Annotated in this window: 15 protein-coding genes; 11 read left to right on the top strand and 4 right to left on the bottom strand. The window is 70.6% G+C overall.

The window, feature by feature from the left end; all coding sequences use genetic code 11:
* Positions 1-125 precede the first annotated feature (125 nt).
* On the top strand, positions 126-1,058 hold the full coding sequence (locus KBX50_RS18810; RefSeq protein ID WP_210938438.1) for a serine protein kinase RIO: 933 nt from the start codon (positions 126-128) through the stop codon (positions 1,056-1,058).
* A 65-nt stretch (positions 1,059-1,123) separates the two neighbouring features.
* On the opposite strand, the gene KBX50_RS18805 is transcribed toward KBX50_RS18810, so the two are convergent.
* Positions 1,124-1,372: a DUF2630 family protein gene (locus tag KBX50_RS18805; protein WP_210938436.1), complete on the bottom strand. Its 249-nt coding sequence runs from the start codon at positions 1,370-1,372 to the stop codon at positions 1,124-1,126.
* Between the two features lie 310 nt (positions 1,373-1,682).
* Here KBX50_RS18805 and KBX50_RS18800 point away from each other — a divergent pair, with 310 nt between their 5' ends.
* From KBX50_RS18800 to KBX50_RS18790, 3 genes are all read left to right on the top strand, one after another.
* A complete protein-coding gene (locus KBX50_RS18800; RefSeq protein WP_210938434.1) occupies positions 1,683-4,169 on the top strand; it encodes a nitrate- and nitrite sensing domain-containing protein in 2,487 nt (828 codons plus the stop codon).
* Between the two features lie 85 nt (positions 4,170-4,254).
* Positions 4,255-4,677, top strand: coding sequence for a roadblock/LC7 domain-containing protein (locus KBX50_RS18795; protein ID WP_210938432.1), 423 nt, complete (start codon positions 4,255-4,257; stop codon positions 4,675-4,677).
* Positions 4,678-4,799: 122 nt separating this feature from the next.
* Positions 4,800-5,399: an ATP/GTP-binding protein gene (locus tag KBX50_RS18790; protein ID WP_210938430.1), complete on the top strand. Its 600-nt coding sequence runs from the start codon at positions 4,800-4,802 to the stop codon at positions 5,397-5,399.
* Positions 5,400-5,461: 62 nt separating this feature from the next.
* Here the strand turns inward: KBX50_RS18790 and KBX50_RS18785 are convergent, their stop codons facing one another.
* Positions 5,462-8,317 carry an aconitate hydratase gene (locus KBX50_RS18785; protein ID WP_210938428.1) on the bottom strand — a complete coding sequence of 952 codons (2,856 nt, stop codon included), beginning with the start codon at positions 8,315-8,317 and terminating at the stop codon, positions 5,462-5,464.
* Positions 8,318-8,475: 158 nt separating this feature from the next.
* Here KBX50_RS18785 and KBX50_RS18780 point away from each other — a divergent pair, with 158 nt between their 5' ends.
* A complete protein-coding gene (locus KBX50_RS18780; RefSeq protein WP_210938426.1) occupies positions 8,476-8,835 on the top strand; it encodes a glyoxalase in 360 nt (119 codons plus the stop codon).
* Positions 8,836-9,035: 200 nt separating this feature from the next.
* Here the strand turns inward: KBX50_RS18780 and KBX50_RS18775 are convergent, their stop codons facing one another.
* On the bottom strand, positions 9,036-9,692 hold the full coding sequence (locus tag KBX50_RS18775; protein WP_210938425.1) for a C39 family peptidase: 657 nt from the start codon (positions 9,690-9,692) through the stop codon (positions 9,036-9,038).
* Between the two features lie 498 nt (positions 9,693-10,190).
* Here KBX50_RS18775 and KBX50_RS18770 point away from each other — a divergent pair, with 498 nt between their 5' ends.
* The gene (locus KBX50_RS18770; protein WP_210938424.1) at positions 10,191-11,864 is read left to right on the top strand and encodes a right-handed parallel beta-helix repeat-containing protein; all 1,674 of its coding nucleotides are present in this window, start codon (positions 10,191-10,193) and stop codon (positions 11,862-11,864) included.
* 7 nt (positions 11,865-11,871) lie between these two features.
* Here the strand turns inward: KBX50_RS18770 and KBX50_RS18765 are convergent, their stop codons facing one another.
* On the bottom strand, positions 11,872-12,060 hold the full coding sequence (locus KBX50_RS18765) for a hypothetical protein (protein ID WP_170863509.1): 189 nt from the start codon (positions 12,058-12,060) through the stop codon (positions 11,872-11,874).
* A gap of 19 nt (positions 12,061-12,079) precedes the next feature.
* On the opposite strand from KBX50_RS18765, the gene KBX50_RS18760 reads away from it, so the two are divergent.
* From KBX50_RS18760 to pulA, 5 genes are all read left to right on the top strand, one after another.
* On the top strand, positions 12,080-12,739 hold the full coding sequence (locus KBX50_RS18760) for a hypothetical protein (RefSeq protein WP_210938423.1): 660 nt from the start codon (positions 12,080-12,082) through the stop codon (positions 12,737-12,739).
* A gap of 37 nt (positions 12,740-12,776) precedes the next feature.
* Positions 12,777-13,166, top strand: a complete 390-nt coding sequence (locus KBX50_RS18755; protein ID WP_093407440.1) for a hypothetical protein — start codon at positions 12,777-12,779, stop codon at positions 13,164-13,166.
* A 155-nt stretch (positions 13,167-13,321) separates the two neighbouring features.
* Positions 13,322-14,122: a hypothetical protein gene (locus KBX50_RS18750; RefSeq protein WP_210938422.1), complete on the top strand. Its 801-nt coding sequence runs from the start codon at positions 13,322-13,324 to the stop codon at positions 14,120-14,122.
* Positions 14,123-14,201: 79 nt separating this feature from the next.
* Positions 14,202-14,894 (top strand): cellulose binding domain-containing protein, encoded by a 693-nt coding sequence (locus KBX50_RS18745; protein ID WP_210938421.1) that lies wholly within the window; start codon positions 14,202-14,204, stop codon positions 14,892-14,894.
* A gap of 131 nt (positions 14,895-15,025) precedes the next feature.
* Entirely contained in the window at positions 15,026-20,518 is a 5,493-nt protein-coding gene (pulA, locus tag KBX50_RS18740) for a pullulanase-type alpha-1,6-glucosidase (RefSeq protein WP_210938420.1), read from the top strand.
* Positions 20,519-20,553 lie beyond the last annotated feature (35 nt).

The raw sequence follows: 20,553 nt of genomic DNA, 5'->3' as shown, positions 1-20,553 counted from the left end.
ACGAGCATGGTCCACGCATCGTGCACTCCGGGCGTGCGCCCGGTCGAGGAAAGGGGGTCGGTCATGGCCGTCTTCGCAGGTCACTTCCTGCCTCCCCACACCTCGACCAAGGGATTACCAGCGCCATGCGCGATCACGACTTTCCGGCGCCCGAGCGCCGAACCCGCGGCCGACGCCGCTTCGACGACGACGAACCGCACTTCCTGAAGCGCGGCCGGGCGACCGGCCCCGCTCCCACCGACCCCGACGAGCCCGACCCGGGTACCGACGAAACGTGGTCCTCCTGGGACGATGCGCTGCACGGCCCGCAGCCCCACCCGCACTGGCTGGTCACCGAGCTGGCGGCGAAGGACACCGAGCTCGGTGTGCTCAAGACCGGCAAGGAGGCCGACGTTCACCTGGTGCGCCGGGGTCTCCCCGGCACCGACCGGTCCTGCCTGCTGGCGGCGAAACGATACCGGGATCCTCGGCACCGGCTGTTTCACCGGGACGCGGGTTACCTCGAAGGGCGCCGGGTGCGCCGGTCACGTGAGATGCGGGCGATGACCGGCCGGACCGCGTTCGGCCGGCAGATGATCGCCGGACAGTGGGCGGCGGCGGAGTTCGCCGCCCTGAGCCGGCTCTGGGAGATCGGCCAGCGCTACGGCACCATCACCGTGCCGTACCCGGTGCAGTTGCGGGGCACCGAGCTGATGCTGGAGTTCCTCGGCGACGCCGAGGAGGGACGCGCCGCACCCCGGCTGGCCGAGTTGCGCCCAGCACCGGCCGAACTACGTGAGCTGTGGGGGCAACTGGTCGACGCACTTGTCGTCCTGGCCCGGGCCGGGTACGCGCACGGCGACCTGTCGCCGTACAACCTGCTGGTGCACGCGGGGCGGCTGGCGCTGATCGACCTTCCGCAGGTGGTCGACGTGGTGGTGAACCCGCAGGGGCGGGAGTTCCTGGCCCGCGATGTCCGGATCGTCGCCGCCTGGTTCGCCGCCCGGGGACTGCCAGCGGACCTCGTGGACCCGACGGTGCTCACCGAACTGCTGTGCCGCGAGGCCGGTCTGGCCTGACCGACGGGCTCCGGGTGGTGGCCACCGCCACCCGGAGCCCGTCGCGAGGCGTGGGCGAGCGGGATTCACTGCAGATAGCGCTCGACCTCGGACGTCGGGCGGGCGCCCTGGGCCTCAGGATCGCCATGGGCCTGCCGAGCGGCACGGCGGCGGCGCAGCAGATCCCAGCACTGGTCGAGGGACTCCTCCAGCTCCCGCAGGCGGGTGCGGGCGTCGTCGTCGGTGCCCGTCTCGTGGGCCTGCGCCTGTGCGCGCAGCCGGTGCTCCTCGTCAACCAGATCCGAGATCCGGCTCAGGATGGTCTTGTCGTCCATGTCCCTGAGCCTGGCACAGCGGGGCCGACCACGGCTCGCATTCCCGTCGGCGAATCGCACAGAGCGGCCGATGCGCCCCGGCAGCCGCCCACCGCCGCTCATCGTGCGGGCGACGGTGCGGCCGGCCCGGCGGCCGGCGCTCTGGCCGCCGGACCGGGTACCCCGCGGTCGGGGTGACCCGGGTCGACCAGCACATGATCACCAGCGCTTGAGTTGCTGCGGTGACGTTGTTAGGTTGCGCCGGGGCCGGTGTGCTGTGTGGCTCGCTCCTGACTGACCGGTCAACTAGCTCAGGGCCAGGGACGGTGTGATGGGTTCCCGCAGTACGAAGCTGCGTGCCAAGGTGGTGGCCCTGCTGGCCGCGCTGGTGGCGCTCTGGAGCTTCGCCGCCTGGGTTACCGTCCGCGATGGAGCGAACCTGTTCGGTGTGCAGGCGCTCGACGCGCAGGTGTTCGATCCCACCGAGCCGCTGCTGTTGCAGTTGCAGCTGGAACGGCGCACCTCGCTGGTCTATCTCGGACGCCCGCGGGAGGCGCAGCTTGACGAGCTGACGCGGCTGCGTGCCCGTACCGACCGACTGGCCGCCGAGTTCGTCGAGTCGACCGACGACTGGCAGGTCGGCGTGTTCGGCAGCGATGCGCTGCACGACCGTATCGCGGAGCTGGAGCGGCGATTGGCCGCGCTGCCCGACACGCGTACTGCCGTCGACGGGCGCAACATCGGCCGCGGCGACGCCGGTGCGAGGTTCACCGAGCTGATCGAGTCGATCTACCAGGTGTACGACGAACTCGGCAATCTCGACGACGAGCAGATCGCCGAGGACACCACACAACTGATCCGGCTCGACCGTGCCCGGGAGCTGTTGTCCCAGGAGGACGCCATGCTGGCCGGCGTGCTCGCCGCAGGCCGGATCACCTCGGTCGAGCGGGCCGAGTTCACCCGGGTCGTCGGTGCCCGTCAGTTCGTCGCCGAGCAGGCGATCGTCCGGCTGCCCGAAGCTGATCAGCGCCGCTACGAGCAGATGGTCACCGGGGCGAGCTTCCGGCGACTGGCCGACCTGGAATCCCAGGTGATGACCGGCAACGGCACCACCTACCGACTGCCGTTCTCGACCTCGGACTGGTCCGACACCACCGCTCCGGCGCTGATCGAGATCGGTGACGTGGTGCTGGCTGGCGGTGACGACATCGTCAAGCGGGCCACGCCGGTCGCGATCGGTGTCATCGTCCGGCTGGTCCTCGTCGCGGGTCTCGGCCTGCTCGCGGTCATCGCCTCGGTGGTCGTCTCGATCACCACGGCACGGGCGCTGGCACAGCAGCTGCAACGACTGCGCGATGCGGCGTTCCGACTCGCCAACGAACGGTTGCCGAGTGTGGCGGAGCGGCTCGGGCGCGGTGAGCAGGTGGACGTCGCCAAGGAGATGCCAGCGCTGCGCTTCGATGACGACGAGTTCGGCCAGGTGGGTCGGGCCTTCAACGTGGTGCAGGAGGGTGCCGTCCGCACCGCGGTCGAGCAGGCCGAGCTGCGTGGGTCCGCGCGCGAGGTGTCCCTGAGCCTGGCCCGGCGTACCCAGGCCGTGGTGCACCGCCAGCTCACCCTGCTCGACGCGATGGAACGCCGCGAGCGGGACGCCGAGGAACTGGCAGACCTGTTCCGCGTCGACCACCTGGCCACCCGGGTACGACGTCACGCGGAAAACCTCATCGTGCTCTCCGGCGCGACCCCCGGCCGGGCGTGGCGCCGCAGCGTCCCGATGGTGGACGTGGTCCGGGGTGCGGTCGGTGAGGTCGAGGACTACACCCGGGTCACCCTGCTCTCGATCGGCGGTGTGTCGCTGGCCGGGCGGGCCGTAGGTGACGTCATCCACCTGCTCGCCGAACTGATCGAGAACGGACTGTCGTTCTCTCCGCCACACACCAACGTCGAGGTACGCGGAGAACTGGTCGCCAACGGCTTCGCCATCGAGATCGAGGACCGTGGTCTGGGCATGACCGAGGAGGACCTCGCCGCCGCCAACCACCGCATCGGGGACCGTTCCGAGCTGGACCTCGCCGACACGTCCCGGCTGGGCCTCTACCTGGTGAGCCGGCTGACCGACCGGCACGGCGTGCGGGTCCGGCTCAAGGAGTCGGCGTACGGCGGGACGACCGCCGTGGTGTTGATCCCGAGCGATCTGATCGTTGACGAGGCTGAGCCGAGCATGACGGGGGGACGACCCGCGGACGCCGCGGCACAGCCCACCGGCGACGGTGGCGCGATCGGTACCGGCCGGGAGACACCGGCGGAGATTGTGCACTCAAGCGGCGGTGACGGTGCCGACGGTGCCGGGCTGCCGAGCATGTCTCGGTCCCGTGCCGGGCGCTCCGTTGCCTGGGACGGACCGACAATTCCGATCGGACTGCCGGTCACGTCACCGTCCGGCGACGGCCCACCGTGGCCGCCGCACCGGACAAGCGATCCCGGCACCGGAAGCGGTGAAGGCCCCGCCGCCGGTCAGCCGGCCGAGCCGGTGACCCCGGGCGGCCCCATGCCTGCCGAGATCGAGCCGACCCGCACCGAGTCGGGCCTGCCGGTCCGGGTACGCCAGGCGAGCCTGGCTCCGGCGTTGCGGGCCGAGCCCGAGGCGGTGCAAGCGGACGAGGACGTGGTCCGCGAGCCCGAACAGGTGCGGCGCATGATGAGTTCGTACCAGACCGGCACCCGGCGCGGACGTTCCGATGCCGCACGGCTGCTCGGTGCTGGCGGTCGGTCCGGGCCCGACGATGAGCCCGAGGACGCCGATCAACAGGCGACCTGACCGAGGTGCGCTGCCCGGCGAGCCGGGGAGAACGGTCAGGCCCAAGTGAGCGCGGCGATGAGCCGGGGGAGAAGAGGACGACGAAGTGGCGCAGAAGACGGCTTCGAGTGCCGACCTGACGTGGTTGCTGGATGATCTGGTTGGCCGGGTCAAGCAGGCCGAACACGCGGTCGCGCTGTCCGCCGACGGTCTGCTGATGGCCTCCTCGCAGGGGCTCAGCCGCGACGACGGTGAGCACCTGGCGGCGATGGCGGCCGGCATCCAGAGCCTGGCCCGCGGCGCCGGCAAGCGTTTCGGCGGCGGGCAGGTGCAGCAGACGATCATCGAGATGCAGTCGTCGTTCCTGTTCGTCACAGCCGCCGGGCGTAACGCCTGTCTGGCGGTGCTGGCCAGTGAGGACGCCGACGTCGGGCTGATCGCGTACGAAATGGCCATGCTGATCACCCGGGTCGGCAGGTATGTCGCCTCGCCGTCACGGCCAGCCGAGCAGGCCAACGGGGAACAGTAGGCCGGATGACGGTGGAGGGAACGCGGTGACCGGCGGCCGGGCCCGCCCGGTCACCGGCCCGCCGGCCTGGGCCCGTTGCACCTGGCGATCGTCGGCACACAGCATCTTCGAGGCGGTTATCAATGGACTACGGGCATGCTGAGCGGCCGTCGGACACGGCGGCTCTGCCCACAGCGATCAAAATACTGATCGCCGGCGGGTTCGGGGTGGGTAAGACCACGTTGGTCGGCGCGGTAAGCGAGACGCGTCCGCTGCGGACCGAGGAGGTGCTTACCGAATCGGGAGTGGGCATCGACGACCTGGAAGGCGTCGAGACGAAGCGGACCACCACCGTCGCGATGGACTTCGGCCGGATCACCATCAGCGACGACCTGGTGCTGTACCTCTTCGGCACCCCGGGTCAGGACCGGTTCTGGTTTGTCTGGGACGAGTTGGCGCTCGGCGCGATCGGCGCGGTGGTGCTCGCCGACACCCGTCGGCTGGCCGACTGCTTCCCCTCCATCGACTACTTCGAGGGTCGGGGGACGCCGTTCCTCGTCGCGGTCAACTGCTTCGAGGGAGCCCGCCAGTACCGGCTCGACGAGGTGCAGGCGGCGCTGAACCTCGATCCCGAGGTGCCGGTGCTGCTCTGCGACGCCCGGCAGCGGGAGTCGGTGAAGCAGGTGCTCATCACGCTGGTGGAGCACGCCATGAAGATTCGGGAGGCACGGCGCGCCGACTGACGGGACACCACACGACGTGAGGGCTCCCACCCCGACGGGTGGGAGCCCTCATGGCATCGCGGTCAGTTGGCGATCATGCGCCGCAGCACGTACTGCAGGATGCCGCCGTGCCGGTAGTAGTCCGCCTCACCCGGGGTGTCGATCCGCACCACCGCGTCGAACTCCACACCGCCGTCGGTGGTGACCTTCACCGTGCGCGGAGTGTCGCCGTCGTTGAGCGCGGTCACCCCGGTGATGGTGAACGTCTCGGTGCCGGTCAGCCCCAGCGACTCGGCGTTCTCCCCGGCGGGGAACTGCAACGGCAGCACGCCCATCCCGATCAGGTTGGAACGGTGGATCCGCTCGTACGACTCGGCGATGACCGCCTGCACCCCGAGCAGCATGGTGCCCTTGGCCGCCCAGTCCCGCGACGAGCCGGAACCGTACTCCTTGCCGGCCAGGATGACCAGCGGCACGCCCGCCTCCTGGTAGGCCATGGAGGCGTCGTAGATCGAGGTCTGCTCCCCGGTCAGGTGGTTGACCGTGAAGCCGCCCTCCACCCCGGGGACGAGCTGGTTGCGCAGCCGGATGTTGGCGAAGGTGCCCCGGATCATCACCTCGTGGTTGCCCCGGCGGGAGCCGTAGGAGTTGAACTCGTGGCGCGGCACGCCGTGCTCGGCGAGGTACTGCCCGGCGGGGGAGTCGGCCTTGATGGATCCGGCCGGCGAGATGTGGTCGGTGGTCACCGAGTCGCCGAGCTTGGCCAGTACCCGAGCCGGACCGATGTCGGAAACAGGCGCCGGCAGGCGCCCCATGCCCTCGAAGTACGGGGGCTTGCGGACGTAGGTGGAGTCGCCGTCCCAGGCGAAGGTGTCTCCGGTCGGGGTCGGCAGGGACTGCCAGCGCTCGTCACCGGCGAAGACGTCGGCGTACGCGGCGCTGAAGCCGGTGGCGCCGATCGCGGAGGCGATGACGTCCTGGATCTCGGTGGTGCTCGGCCAGATGTCGCGCAGGAAGACCGGGTTGCCTTCGCTGTCCTCACCGAGCGGCTCGTTGGCCAGGTCGATGTCCATCGTGCCGGCCAGGGCGTACGCCACCACCAGCGGCGGGGAGGCCAGGTAGTTCATCTTCACGTCCGGGTTGATCCGGCCCTCGAAGTTCCGGTTGCCGGAGAGCACCGAGACGACGGCGAGGTCGGCCTCGTTCACCGCCGCGGAGATCTCCTCCGGCAGCGGGCCGGAGTTGCCGATGCAGGTGGTGCAGCCGTAGCCGACCAGGTGGAAGCCGAGCTTCTCCAGGTACGGCGTGAGACCGGCCCGCTCGTAGTAGTCCATCACGACCTTGGAGCCGGGCGCGAGGGTGGTCTTCACCCACGGCTTGCGGTTCAGGCCCTTGTCCACGGCGTTGCGGGCGAGCAGCGCCGCGCCGATCATCACCTGCGGGTTGGAGGTGTTGGTGCAGGAGGTGATCGCGGCGATCACCACGGCGCCGTGGTCCAGCTCGAACTCGGTGCCGTCGGCGCCGGTGACCCGGATCGGGTTGCTGGCCCGTCCGCCAGAGCCCACCGCGGAGTTGACCAGCTCACGGGGCGCGTCGGCCGGGTCGTCGATCCCGTTGGCCGGGGAGTCGCTGGCCGGGAACGACTCGGCGCTGGCCTCGTCGGCGTGGCCGGTCACGCCGTACGGCTGCTCCTGCTGCGGGACGCCCGGCTTGCGGCCCGGGTCGCCGCCGGTCTCGTCGGCGGACACGTAGTCGGTGAGCGCCGAGCGGAACAGGGTCTTGGCGTTGCCGAGCGGCACCCGGTCCTGCGGGCGCTTCGGCCCGGCGAGGGAGGGCTCGATGGTGCCCAGGTCGAGTTCCAGCTGCTCGGAGTAGACCGGCTCGTGGTCCGGGTCGTGCCAGAGGCCCTGCTCCTTGGCGTACGCCTCGACCAGCGCGACCTGCTGCGCGTCGCGGCCGGTCAGCTCCAGGTAGCGGACGGTCTCAGCGTCGATCGGGAAGATCGCGACGGTGGAGCCGTACTCCGGGGACATGTTGCCGATGGTGGCCCGGTTGGCCAGCGGCACCGCGCTCACGCCGGGGCCGTAGAACTCGACGAACTTGCCGACCACGCCGTGCTTGCGCAGCATCTCGGTGATGGTCAGGACCAGGTCGGTGGCGGTGGTGCCAGCCGGCATCTCGCCGGAGAGCTTGAACCCGACGACCCGCGGGATCAGCATGCTGACCGGCTGGCCGAGCATGGCGGCCTCGGCCTCGATGCCGCCGACACCCCAGCCCAGCACGCCCAGGCCGTTGACCATGGTGGTGTGCGAGTCGGTGCCGACGACCGTGTCCGGGTACGCCTGGCCGCCGCGCTCCATCACGGTGCGGGCCAGGTACTCGATGTTGACCTGGTGCACGATGCCGGTGCCGGGCGGGACCACCTTGAACTCGTTGAACGCGCTCTGGCCCCAGCGCAGGAACTGGTAGCGCTCCTTGTTGCGGGTGTACTCCAACTCGACGTTGCGCTCGAAGGCGTCCTCGCGACCGAACAGGTCGGCGATGACCGAGTGGTCGATGACCAGCTCGGCGGGGGCGAGGGGGTTCACCTTGGTCGGGTCGCCGCCGAGGTCGCGGACGGCCTCACGCATGGTCGCCAGATCGACCACGCAGGGTACGCCGGTGAAGTCCTGCATCAGCACCCGTGCCGGGGTGAACTGGATCTCGACGTTCGGGTCCGCGGTCGGGTCCCACGCACCGAGCTGGCGGATGTGCTCGGCGGTGATGTTCGCGCCGTCCTCGGTCCGCAGCAGGTTTTCCAGCAGGATCTTCAGGCTGTAGGGGAGCCGTTCCTGGCCCTCCACCTTGCTGATCTTGAAAATCTCGTAGCTCGCGTCTCCGACGCGTAGCTGGGTCTTCGCACCGAAGGTGTCGAGGCTCGCCACGTCGTACTCCTTCACACCAGCGACCGTGAGTAGTCCTGAGCAGTCTTTCGCACCGGTCGGAGTGCTGCCGTGGTTAGGCAACACTTACCGCCGATTCTCGCCGTCAATAAAACCGTACGTCCGTCTTGCTATTCACGCAACCCGGTGTCATCGTGAGGACGGGAGGTGCGGACATGATCCACCACGTACAGCTGGCCTGCCCGCCGGGCTCGGAGGACCTGTCGCGGGCCTTCTACGTCGGCATCCTCGGCCTCACCGAGCTACCCAAGCCGCCCGCCCTCGCGGCCCGCGGTGGTTGCTGGTTCCAGGGGTACGGTGCCGAACTGCACCTCGGTGTGGAGGACGACTTCCGCCCGGCGCGTAAGGCACACCCCGCCCTGCTGCGGCCCGATCTCGACGCCCTCGCCGCCCGGCTGGTCGCCGCGGGCCATCCGGTCACCTGGGGCGACGAAGACCTGCCCGGCCTGCGACGCTTCCACACCCACGACGCCCACGGCAACCGCCTGGAGTTCCTCACCCCCACCACTCCCTGACCGTGTCTGAGCGCCGGGGCGTGGTCAGGGAGCAACATCGGTGATGTTGCCGCCTGGCCGTGGCGTGACACAGCAACATCCCCGATGTTGTCGCATCCGGCGGAGCCGGGTGGGGCGGGGCAGGGCAGGGGTGGTGTGGTGTGGGGACGACGAAGGGCCGACCCCGGGTGGGGTCGGCCCTTCGTGGTGTTTTCGGTTGGTCAGGAGGTGGCGTAGCCGCGGGTGGCGATCCAGTTGGCCAGGTCCTCGGTGGTCAGCCAGTAGGAGGCCTGGTTCGGGTCGGCCGAGTCGGCGATCTTCACCTGCTCGCCACCGTCCCGGTAGCCGACGACGCTGATGTAGTGGCCACCCTCGAAGCTGTGGGCGGTGCCGTCGGTGTCGGTGGCGGTGCCGGCGATGTTGGCCACCACGGCCCGACCGTTGTCGACCGTGCGAATCACGTCCTCGCGCAGCTTGTCGGCCTGCTTGGTGTCGGCCTTGGCGCCGGCGATCTCGACGGACCGGTAGACGTCCTTGCCGGTCTCCTTGTTCAGCACCGGGGTGATGTCGTTGATGGAGTTGGTGCCGGCCTCGGTGGTGCCCATCCGCTCGGCCATGTCGTGCTGGTCGATGTTCTTACCCTGCACGGACAGGGCGTTGCGGGTGGCGGCGGGGCCACAGTAGTAGAAGGTGTCCTGGGCCTGGTAGCGCACGTCGAGCTGACGCTCGCCGCCGGGCTTGCGCTCGGCCTGCACCTGCACGACCGGCTTGGTCGCGGGGGCGGCCTGGGCGGCCACGGCGGGGCCGGCGATGCCACCGGCGGTGGCGGCGGCCGCGGCGATGGTCAGAGCGGTCTTGCGCAGGATGGTGGTAGCCATGAGTTTCACACCTTTCGGTCGGGGGTGCGCGCGGCTGCGCCCGCGATGGGGGAAGCGGGCAAGCCTCGCGTTGAAAGGGGAAGGCGTGCTACGCGCTCGTCCGGCGTTCGGTGCTCGGGACGGCATGTCCGGGAGGGTGTAACGCCGGGTGGGCCGGGGTCATTCCGGGGGATCCTCGCGGCGGAGGCGGCTGCCCTTCGGCGTCCCGGGGGTGTAACGCCCGGCGGCGGGAGGTCATTCCGACCGGGCCCGGGTGCGGCGCTCGGGGGCGCTCGTGGTTACGCCATGTATAACCACCGGACCGGGTCCGCGATTCCGTCCGAGACGTGAGCCGGGTCACCGCAAACCGTGTAATAACGGACATACGGTCGATGGTTGCCACATCGGCCGGCCCCGCCTGCCTGAGCCGGGGCCCGGGGTGGGCATGGCGGGGCGTTTTCGGGCGGGGGGAAGGGGAAAGCGGCGGCGGTCAGGAGGTCACGACCGAGGGGAGAGGCCGTGCGGCAGCAGGACCGGTCCGTCGCCATCCGGGAACGTCTGTCGCCGGTCGCCGGGGCGCCGCTGTGGTGCGACGCGCTTGACTTCGGACTTCGGGGTGATGGGGTCACCAACGACCAGCCTGCGCTGTCTGCGCTGGTCGACCGCCTGGGTGAGGGGTACGCCGCCGACAGCAGAGCGCGGGTCATCTACTGCCCGCCGGGCATCTACTCGATCAGGGACACGGGCACGATCTGGCGCAGCGGCGTGTCACTTATCGGCGCGGGGCCTGGAGCCACCCGGTTCGTGCTGAGCAACGAAGGTAACCGGGCAGACCCGACACCGCTTGCCTTCTGGACCACGGTGCAGCACGGTGCCGACCGGGACCGGCACATCGCCGACTGCACCTTCGCCGACTTCGAGATCGACGGCTCGGGCGTGGCCATGGCGGAGTACAGCTACCTGGCCAAAGGGCTCGGCCTGCAGTACGTCGTGCGGGGCGTCTTCCGCAATCTGTACATCCACCACACCGGCGCCACCGGACTCGGCTGTGACTTCCTTCAGGACAGTCTGATCGACGGCGTGGTGGTGGTCGGCTGTGGTCGGCTGGACAACGGTGAGGAGATGGGCGGCGCGGGCATCGGCATCGGCATCGGCGGCTGGGGTGCGGTGGAACGGTGCACCATCAGCAACTGCACCACCCTCGGCAACGGCACCAACGGGATCTTCCTGGAACTGCAGAAGCCGTACTGGACGCCGCCGCGCGGGTACCGCATCATCGGCTGTCACAGCCAGGCCAACCGGTTCGGCATCTCGGACTGGGGCGCCGACGGCCTGATCGTCTCCGCCTGCACGCTCACCGGGAACCTGGAGGCCGGTTTCGACGTCTCCGCCAATGGCACGGCGGGCATCGCCGGTCGAGGTGGCATCCTCAGCGACTGCGTGATCGACCGCAATGTCCGCGACGGGATCAGCATGGGCAACACCCCCGGGCCGTACACGATCCGGGGCAACCGGATCAGCGGCAACGGTTGGTACGGGTACCACCAGCACAGCCTGGGCGACGGCTATGAAGGCCCGGCCTCGGACGTGGTGATCGACAGCAACGAGTTCTGGGACAACGGTTTGGACGGAATCCGGGTGGACCGGCCGATGGTCGACGCCGCGGTGACGAACAACCGGATCCGGAGCAACGGGCGGCAGTGCGCCCCGGCGGCCACCGGCTCCGGTGAGTCGGTGCGGTACGGCCGGCGTGCGGTGTCGGACCGGACGGCGGCATGGGCACCCGACGGGCATCGCGGAAAGCTGCTCCAGGTGGGGTCCCGACTGGCGCTGGTGGTCGGCAACACCGAGATGGAACTGGACCTGGCGGATCTGCGGCCGGATGCGGCGATCGCCTGGAACGAGGACGTGCCACCACCTGGCGCACGTTATGAGTTGCCGGCGGCGGCGCCGGTACGGGCCGGCTTCACGGTGAACGCCCACTTCGAGTCGGCGATGGTGCGCGGCAACCGGATCTGGGACAACCGCGACGACCAGACGCAGAGTTACGGCATGTGGATCAGTGATCAGGGGGCATGCGTCTCCTGCCGGGTCGAGGACAACGACCTCGCCGGCAACGCCGAGGGAGCGATGCGGCTGGACAGCCAACCGGTCGGCGGCCGTTGGGACCGCAACCACATCGACGTGGACTGAGGGCGACTCAGCCGGCCTCGTCGGCCGGGGAGTTCGAGCTGGCCTCCGCGTGCCGGTCGCGCAACCGGGCCCGGATCTCCTCCGGGGTGTACGCGCGCCGCCGCCGTTCCGCCCGGGCGATCACCACGCCGGAGGCCGCGACACCGGCCAGACCGGCCAACCCGAGGACCTTCCACCACCGCATCCGTCGCCGCATCCGCTTAGGGTAGTCCCCTATGAGCATCAGCCTGGACGAGGCGGTGGAGCTGACCCGTACCGGCGATCTGTGGGTCTTCCGTGGCCGCAGCGTGCCTGACCGGGCCATTCAGTTGACCACCAACAGCCCGGTCAACCATGTGGGCATGGCGGTGGTGCTGGACGACATGCCACCGCTGATGTGGCACGCCGAGCTGGGTCGGTCGCTACCGGACCTGTGGAGCGGTACCCACCAACGTGGTGTGCAGTTGCACGACCTGCGGGACGCGGCCTGTGTCTGGGCCAACCGGTACGGCCAGCGTGGTTGGCTGCGCCAGCTCGAGCCGCCGGCCGACGCGGAGATGGAGCGGTCGGTGCTGCGGACCATCGCCCGGCTGGACGGCACACCGTTTCCGTCCACCGCCCAGCTGGCCTGGCGCTGGATGCGCGGGCGGGTACCGTCGCCGCGGTTGCCACTGCCGGCCTCCCGGCGACGCGTTCCGGCAGCGCGGGATCTGGACCTGGAAACCGCGTACTGCGCGGAGGTTGTGGCGGTCACCTACGAGGCGATGGGTCTGCTGCCGGTCGGACGCCGGCCCAACTGGTACGACCCGGGTCGGTTCTGGAGCGGGGACGACCTGGGGCTGCACGGGGGTGCCCGGCTGGGCAGCGAGATCGAGGTGCGGATCCCACCCCGTTGAGGTTTCGTCGAGGCACCCCCCGGCAATTGCTTGCGGCGTGACTGCTTCCACCGATCTCGACCTGCTGACCGACTTCTTCGACCGGTACGGCGTGGCGTTGACCGCCGGTGACCTGCCGGCCATCGCCGGCTGCTACGCCCTGCCCGGGCTGGTGGTGGCCGACACCTACAGCTTCTCGTTCAACTCCCCGGCCGCCGTCGCACTGTCCTTCGTGGGTGCCGCGCCGGACTACGCCGAGCGTGAGTTGGTCGCGGCGCACGCCGACATCGAGCAGGTGCAGCAGATTTCCGCCCTGCTCGTGGAGGTCGCGGTGCGCTGGGAGTTCCTGGACAGCCAGGGCCGGCAGGTGCCCGGCGAACGGTACCGCTACCTGCTGCGCAGCACCGAGGAGGGGCCAGCGATCTGCACTGTCGTGCGGACGGGCTGAGCCAGCGGTACGGCCCCGGCCGCCGACCGGCCAGGTGCGGCGCGTCGATGTGTCGGGTGCGTCGGGCGGGTCGGGCGGCTTTGTCACCGGCCCGTTTCGCGCCCCGGCCCGGCGTGACTAGGCTGGCCCGTCGGCGACGACGAGTGGGGACCTCAATGTCAGTGCAGCCGTCCGGTGATGCCAACGACGATGCCACCGGTGACCAGGGTGGTGATACCACCGGTGACCGGAACGTTGACGCCGCCAGTGGGGGAGTCGGTGGGTACGCCCTGCCCAGGATGATCGCCTCCGCGCCCTGGGTGGTGGTGCTGGTCGGCGTCGCGGTGCTGGCGGTGCTGCTCGTGGTCGCGCTGCTGTCGTTCCGCGGTCCCGAGCGTCCATCGGCATGGACGCCGGGCCCGCCGATGGGCCTGCCGACAGCTGCCGTCGAGAGCGGAGAGGCAGCGCCCACGGCACCGTCGACGACCTCGACCGGCCCCACCGCGACGGCCCCGGTCACACCGTCCGGCTCACCCACGCGGTCCGGGTCACCGGCACCGCCGACCGATCCGTCGCGTACCGGATCGTCCGCGCGGCCGGAGGCCAGCGGGTCGCCGAGCGCGTCCGCCCCGGCGGCGCCGGCCGACGGGGGTGGGGCGGTCACCGCCAGCTACCGGGTGCTCGACAGCGGCGACGCGGATCACTTCGAGGCCCAGTTGGTGGTCAGCAACGGCACCAGCGGGTCGGACGACTGGCAGGTGGAGTTGCGTTTCAGCGGCGGTGTCACCGGAATCCGGGCCTCCAGCGGCCCGGGGGTATCGGTGACCATCAGGGGCCCTGGCTGGTATCTGCTCGGCGGAACCGGTCAGCTCGCCGCCGGGGCCCAGCAGTCGGTGCAACTGCGGTTCACGCGTACCGGGGGCGGGGAGTATCCGAGCCGGTGCACGGTCAACGGAACCGGCTGCGGGATCGGTTAGGACAACTGGTGATTCGTCGGGCACTTTCCGGCGCGGCTGAAGATCGTTACGCTTGCCGGGCTGCCCGCTGAGGAGAGACATGTCCGGTACGCGTCGCGCTCCCCGTCAGTTTCCGCCGCACGGCTCCACCGCCGTGGCTTCCTCGCCGTGGATTCTGGTGTCGATCGGCGTCGTCATCATGGTGGTGCTGCTCGTCATCGCGGTCGGTGCGTACCGGGGCCCCGGGCCGGACTTCCAGCCGGTGCCGCCGGGACAGCCACCGGTCGCCGCCGCGCCGATACCCGAGCGCGCCTCGTCGGCAGGTCGAGAGGTGTCGGCGCCACCGTCGGTGGCGGTGCCGGGGCTTTCCCCACGCCGGACCGATCCACCGAGCCCGACCCCCAGCGCGGCACGTACGACGCCGCCGCCGGCCGCGCCGCCATCGGTCGCACCGTCCCGTACGCCGGCACCGCCGCCCGCGCCGATCGAGGCCCGCTACCGGGTCTTGCACACGTTCCACGGCGGCTTCATCGCCGAGGTGTCGATCCGCAACACCTCCCACCATGACCTGGACTGGGTGGCGCGGGTGGCCTACCCGGGCGGGCGGGTGGTGACCGCCTGGCTGGAGGGTGTTCCACAGGGGACGTTCAGCGGTGCGGACGGGACGTTGACCTATCGCAGCGGGCCCGACCTGGTTGGCGGATCATCGGTGTACCTGCGCTTCCACATCGAGTCGGCCGATTCCCGGCCCGCGAGTTGCCGCGTCTCCGGACGCACCTGCCGCAGCCGTTAGCCTCCAACGGGGACGGGTCTGCCGGTCTTGCGCAAGTGTCTGCCTTGTTGCAGGTCTGTTTGCAAGGTATTGCAGAATCTTTCGGCAAGGGCTAGCGTGCGGGCCAATCAGCGACCAGAGGAAGGCCGTCGATGAAGCCCCCGCCGACACCCCGCACATTCCTGCTCGCCCTTGTCTTCCTGCTCACCGTCACCCTGGTCGGCACGCCTGTCGCGGTGACCCCCGCCGCCGCGGCCGGCCGGCCCGTCGGCACCGGGGCACCGAGCGCCACCGGCGCCGTCACCTGGCACGCCGAACCCTCCGCCACCGCCCTGCTCGCCGCCGGCCGTAGCCAGGTTGAGGCCGAGCAGTTCTACTTCGTGCTGCCGGACCGATTCGCCAACGGAGACCCGCGCAACGACCGGGGCGGCCTGGTCGGCGACCGGCTGCGTACCGGGTACGACCCGACGGACAAGGGGTTCTACCAGGGCGGTGACCTCAAGGGACTGACCGAGCGACTCGACTACATCGAGGGGCTGGGCACCACCGCCATCTGGCTCGCGCCGGTCTTCAAGAACCGGCCGGTGCAGGGCGAAGGCGACGACGTGTCGGCCGGCTACCACGGCTACTGGATCACCGACTTCACCCAGGTCGACCCCCACTTCGGTAGCCCGGCCGACCTGAAGAAGCTGGTCCAGCTCGCCCACCGGCGTGGCATCAAGGTCTACCTCGACGTCATCGTCAACCACACCGCCGACGTCATCGCCTACGAAGAGGACACGTACACCTACGTCGACAAGGCGACCGCGCCCTACCGCGACGCGCAGGGCCGGCCGTTCGAGGATCGCAACTTCGCCGACGGCAGCCGAGACTTCCCAAAGGTCGACCGGGACTCCTTCCCGTACACCCCGACCTTCGAGACCCGGGCCGACGCGAAGGTCAAGGTCCCGGCATGGCTGAACGATCCCACCGTGTACCACAACCGTGGTGACTCGACCTTCGCCGGAGAGAACAGCGAGTACGGCGACTTCTTCGGTCTCGACGACCTGTGGACCGAGCGGCCCGAGGTGGTTCGCGGCATGACGAAGATCTACGCCGACTGGGTGCGGTCGACCGGTGTCGACGGCTTCCGACTGGACACGGTCAAGCACGTCAACATGGACTTCTGGCCGCAGTTCAGCCAAGGCGTGCAGCAGGCGGCGGCCCGGGCCGGCAAGAAGGATTTCTTCATGTTCGGCGAGGTGTACAGCGCGGACCCGGAGATCGCCTCCAGCTACGTGCGGCAGGGCGGGCTGCCCGCCACGTTGGACTTCGGCTTCCAGGAGGCGGCGCGCGGCTACACCGCGAACGACGGATCGGCCAGGGCGCTGGCCGACCTCTACGCCCGCGACGACCTCTACGCCGCCCGGGACACCCACGCCGGCCGACTGACCACCTTCCTCGGCAACCACGACATGGGCCGGATCGGGTCGTTCATCGCCAACGGTCCCACCGACCCGGCCACCCACCTGCGCCGGGACCAACTCGCCCACGAGCTGATGTTCCTCACCCGCGGTCAGCCGGTGATCTACTCCGGCGACGAGCAGGGCTTCACCGGCGGCGGCGGTGACAAGGACGCCCGGCAGCCGATGTTCGCCTCGCGTACCGCGGACTACCTCGACGACGATCTGCTCGGCACCGACCGCACCCACGCGGTCGACCAGTTCGACCGGACGCACCCGCTCTACCGCAGCATCGCCGACCTGGGCCGGTTGCGCCAGGCCCACCCTGCCCTGCGCGACGGAGTGCAGGTCACCCGGTACGCGGCCGACGGCCCCGGCGTCTTCGCCTTCTCCCGGTTCGATCCGGACCACCGCACCGAGTACCTGGTGGCGGTCAACAACGCCACGACCGCGCAGACTGTCACCGTGGACACCTGGTCGGCCGGCGCCACCTTCACCGGCATTCACGGCGCCACCGCCCGCCCGGTGGCCGCAGGCGACGGGAAGCTGACCCTGACCGTGCCGCCCCTGTCAGCGGTGGTGCACCGGGCCGGCAAGCCGGTTGCGCTGCCCGACACCAGGCCGGGCATCACCATCACCGCCCCGGAGGGGTCGCCGGCCACTCGGGCCGAGGTGACCGCCCAGGTCACCGGCGACCCGCTGGCCCACGTCACGATGGCGGCCCGGGTGGCCGGCGGCAAATGGACGCTGCTCGGCTCGGCTCATCGCGCGCCCTACACCGTGCACCACGACCTGACCGGTCTGGCCGCCGGCACGAAGATCGAATACAAGGCGGTGGTCCGCGACGGTCGGGGTCGCACCGCGTCCGCCCGCGCCACCGCCACCGTCGGCACCCCCGACGAATCCGGCTCGTCGCGGGACTGGCTGGTGGTCCATCACCAGCGCCCGGACGGCGACTACGACGACTGGGGGCTGTACGCCTGGGGTGACATCGACCCGGAGTACGCCACGGAGTGGCCGCAGGGGCAGCCGTTCGCCGGCACCGACGCGTACGGGCGGTTCGCCTGGGTGAAACTCAAGCCGGGGGCCAAGTCGGTCGGCTTCCTGGTGGTCGACGCCGATGGCAACAAGGACGTCGACAACGACCGGACCGTCGACGTGACGCAGACCGGCGAGGTCTGGGTCAAGCAGGGCGACCCGGCGACATACCTGACCCGGGAGGAGGCCGCGGGCGAACCGGCCCCGCCGGTGGAGGAGGGTACGGCGGTCATCCACTACCACCGGCCGGACGGCGACTACGACGGCTGGGGCCTGCACCTGTGGGACGGCGCGGCCACCCCCACCGACTGGGCGAAGCCGATGCCGCCGACCCGGGTCGACTCCTTCGGCGCAGAGTTCCGGGTGCCGCTGGCCGAGGGCGCGACCGGGCTCAGCTACATCATCCACCGCGGCGACGAGAAGGACCTGCCGCAGGACCAGCGACTCGACTTCGCCGACGCCGGACGGGAGGTGTGGCTGCTCGCCGCCACACCGGGCCGGCTGCTGCCGGCGACGGCCACCGGCACCGGCAGGGACACCGACATCACCAAGCAGCGGGCGCACTGGATCGACAGGTCCACCGTCGCCTGGCGCGCCGGTCCCACCGACGGTCGGGCGTACGCCCTGGTGACCGCAGCGGCCGGCGGGGTACGCGTGGTGGACGGCGAGCTGGTCGGGACGTACACCTCGCTGCCGTTGGCCGCCCAGCGCAACGGGCTGACGGAGGCTCAGCGCGCGACCTTCCCGCACCTGTGGGACCACCGCGCCTTCACCCTGGACCGACGCGACCTGGCCAAGGTGCCGGCGGCGCTGCGCGGGCAGCTGCTGGTGACCGAGCGGGCCGCCGACGGCACCCTGCTCGGTGCCACCGGCGTGCAGATCCCGGGGGTGCTCGACGACGTCTACGCGCGGGCCACCTCCGCCCGGCTCGGTGCCACGTTCACCGGCGGCGTGCCGACCCTGTCGGTCTGGGCGCCCACCGCCCGGACGGTGTCGCTGGAGCTGTACGACTCGCCGACGGCCACCGCGCGACAGGTGACGATGCGTCGCGACGACCGCACCGGCGTCTGGTCGGTACGCGGGCAGCGCTCCTGGAGCGGCAAGTACTACCGCTACCGGGTGCAGGCGTGGCAGCCGGCAGCGCAGCAGCTCGTCACCGCGTCGGTCACCGACCCGTACTCGGTGGCGCTGGCGGCGGACTCCACGCACAGCCAGCTCGTCGACCTCGCCGACCCGAAGCTCGCTCCGGCGGGTTGGGCGCGACTGCGCAAGCCGGCTGCGGTGCCCTCGGCCAAGGTGCAGATCTCCGAGTTGTCGGTGCGGGACTTCTCCATCGCCGACGACACCGTGCCGCCGCAGCACCGGGGTACCTTCCTCGCCTTCACCGACCCGGCCACCGCCGGCATGCGGCACCTGACGGCGATCAGCGACGCCGGGGTGACCCACCTGCACCTGCTGCCCGCGTTCGACTTCGCCACCATCCCCGAACGCCGGGCCGACCAGCGGCAGCCGGACTGCGACCTGGCGGCCCTGCCGCCGGACTCGGAGCGGCAGCAGGAGTGCGTGGCCGCGGTGAAGGAGACCGACGGCTACAACTGGGGGTACGACCCGCTGCACTACACCGTCCCGGAGGGCGGGTACGCGGTCGACCCCGAGGGCGCCCGGCGCAGCACCGAGTTCCGGCAGATGGTGGCCGGGGTCAACGGCGCGGGCCTGCGGGTGGTCATGGACGTGGTCTACAACCACACCTCGGCCGCCGGCACCGACCCGAAGTCGGTGCTGGACCAGATCGTCCCCGGCTACTACCACCGGCTGCTCGACGACGGCACCGTGGCCACCTCGACCTGCTGCGCCAACACCGCGCCCGAGCACGCCATGATGGGCAAGCTGGTGGTGGACTCGCTTGTCACCTGGGCCAAGGCGTACAAGGTGGACGGGTTCCGGTTCGACCTGATGGGCCACCACCCGAAGGCGAACATCCTGGCCGTACGCGCCGCACTGGACAAGCTGACGATGGCCCGGGACGGAGTGGACGGGAAGAACGTCCTGCTCTACGGCGAGGGCTGGAACTTCGGCGAGGTGGCCGACGACGCCCGGTTCGTGCAGGCGACGCAGGCCAACATGGCCGGTACCGGGATCGGCACGTTCAACGACCGGCTGCGCGACGCGGTACGCGGCGGCGGCCCGTTCGACGAGAACCCGCGCCAGCAGGGCTTCGCCTCCGGCCTGTTCACCGATCCCAATGGCGACCCGGTCAACGGCTCGGCTGAGGAACAGCGGGCCCGGCTGCTGCGTCAGCACGACCTGGTCAAGGTGGGGCTGACCGGCAACCTGCGTGGCTACCGGTTCGTCGACTCGGCGGGCCGGCAGGTCACCGGCGCCGACGTGGATTACAACGGCTCGCCGGCCGGCTACACCGACGCGCCCGGGGAGGCGGTCACCTACGTCGACGCGCACGACAACGAGATCCTGTACGACGCGCTGGCGTACAAGCTGCCGCAGACCACCTCGGCGACGGATCGGGCCCGGATGCAGGTGCTGGCGCTGAGCACGGTGGTGATGGGCCAGGGCACCGGATTCGTCACCACCGGCACCGAGCGGTTGCGGTCGAAGTCGCTGGACCGCAACTCGTACAACTCGGGGGACTGGTTCAACCAGATCCGGTGGGACTGCGCCCAGGGCAACGGCTTCGGCATCGGGCTGCCGCCGGCCGAGGACAACCGGGACAAGTGGCCGTACGCGAAGCCGCTGCTGGCCGATCCGAAGCTGGTGCCGGACTGCGCGGCGGTCGAGTTGACCGACGCCCGCTACGCCGAACTGCTGCGGATCCGAGCCTCGTCGCCGGTCTTCGGGCTGCCCACCGCGAAGCAGGTGCAGCAGCGGGTCGCCTTCCCGCTGTCCGGCGCGGACGAGACCCCGGGTGTGCTCACCATGACCCTCGACGCCCGTGGGCTCGGCGGGGCGTGGAAGTCGGTGACGGTGGTCTTCAACGCCACCCCGGAGGCTGCCACGCAGCGGGTGACCGGACTGCGCGGGGCGGACGTGACGCTGCATCCGGTGTTGCGCTCCTCGGCCGACCCGGTGTTGCGTACCGCGGCCTTCGACCGCTCCAGTGGCACGTTCACCGTGCCGGGACGCAGCGTGGCGGTGTTCGTCCAGCGGTAGTGCACCCGGAGACACGACGCGCGACACGCTCCGGC

It is taken from the genome of Micromonospora sp. C51 (assembly GCF_018070435.1).
Lineage (GTDB): Bacteria > Actinomycetota > Actinomycetes > Mycobacteriales > Micromonosporaceae > Micromonospora > Micromonospora sediminimaris.
The sequence above is the reverse complement of the archived record's forward strand: the minus strand, read 5'-3'. Positions and strand labels throughout refer to the sequence as shown.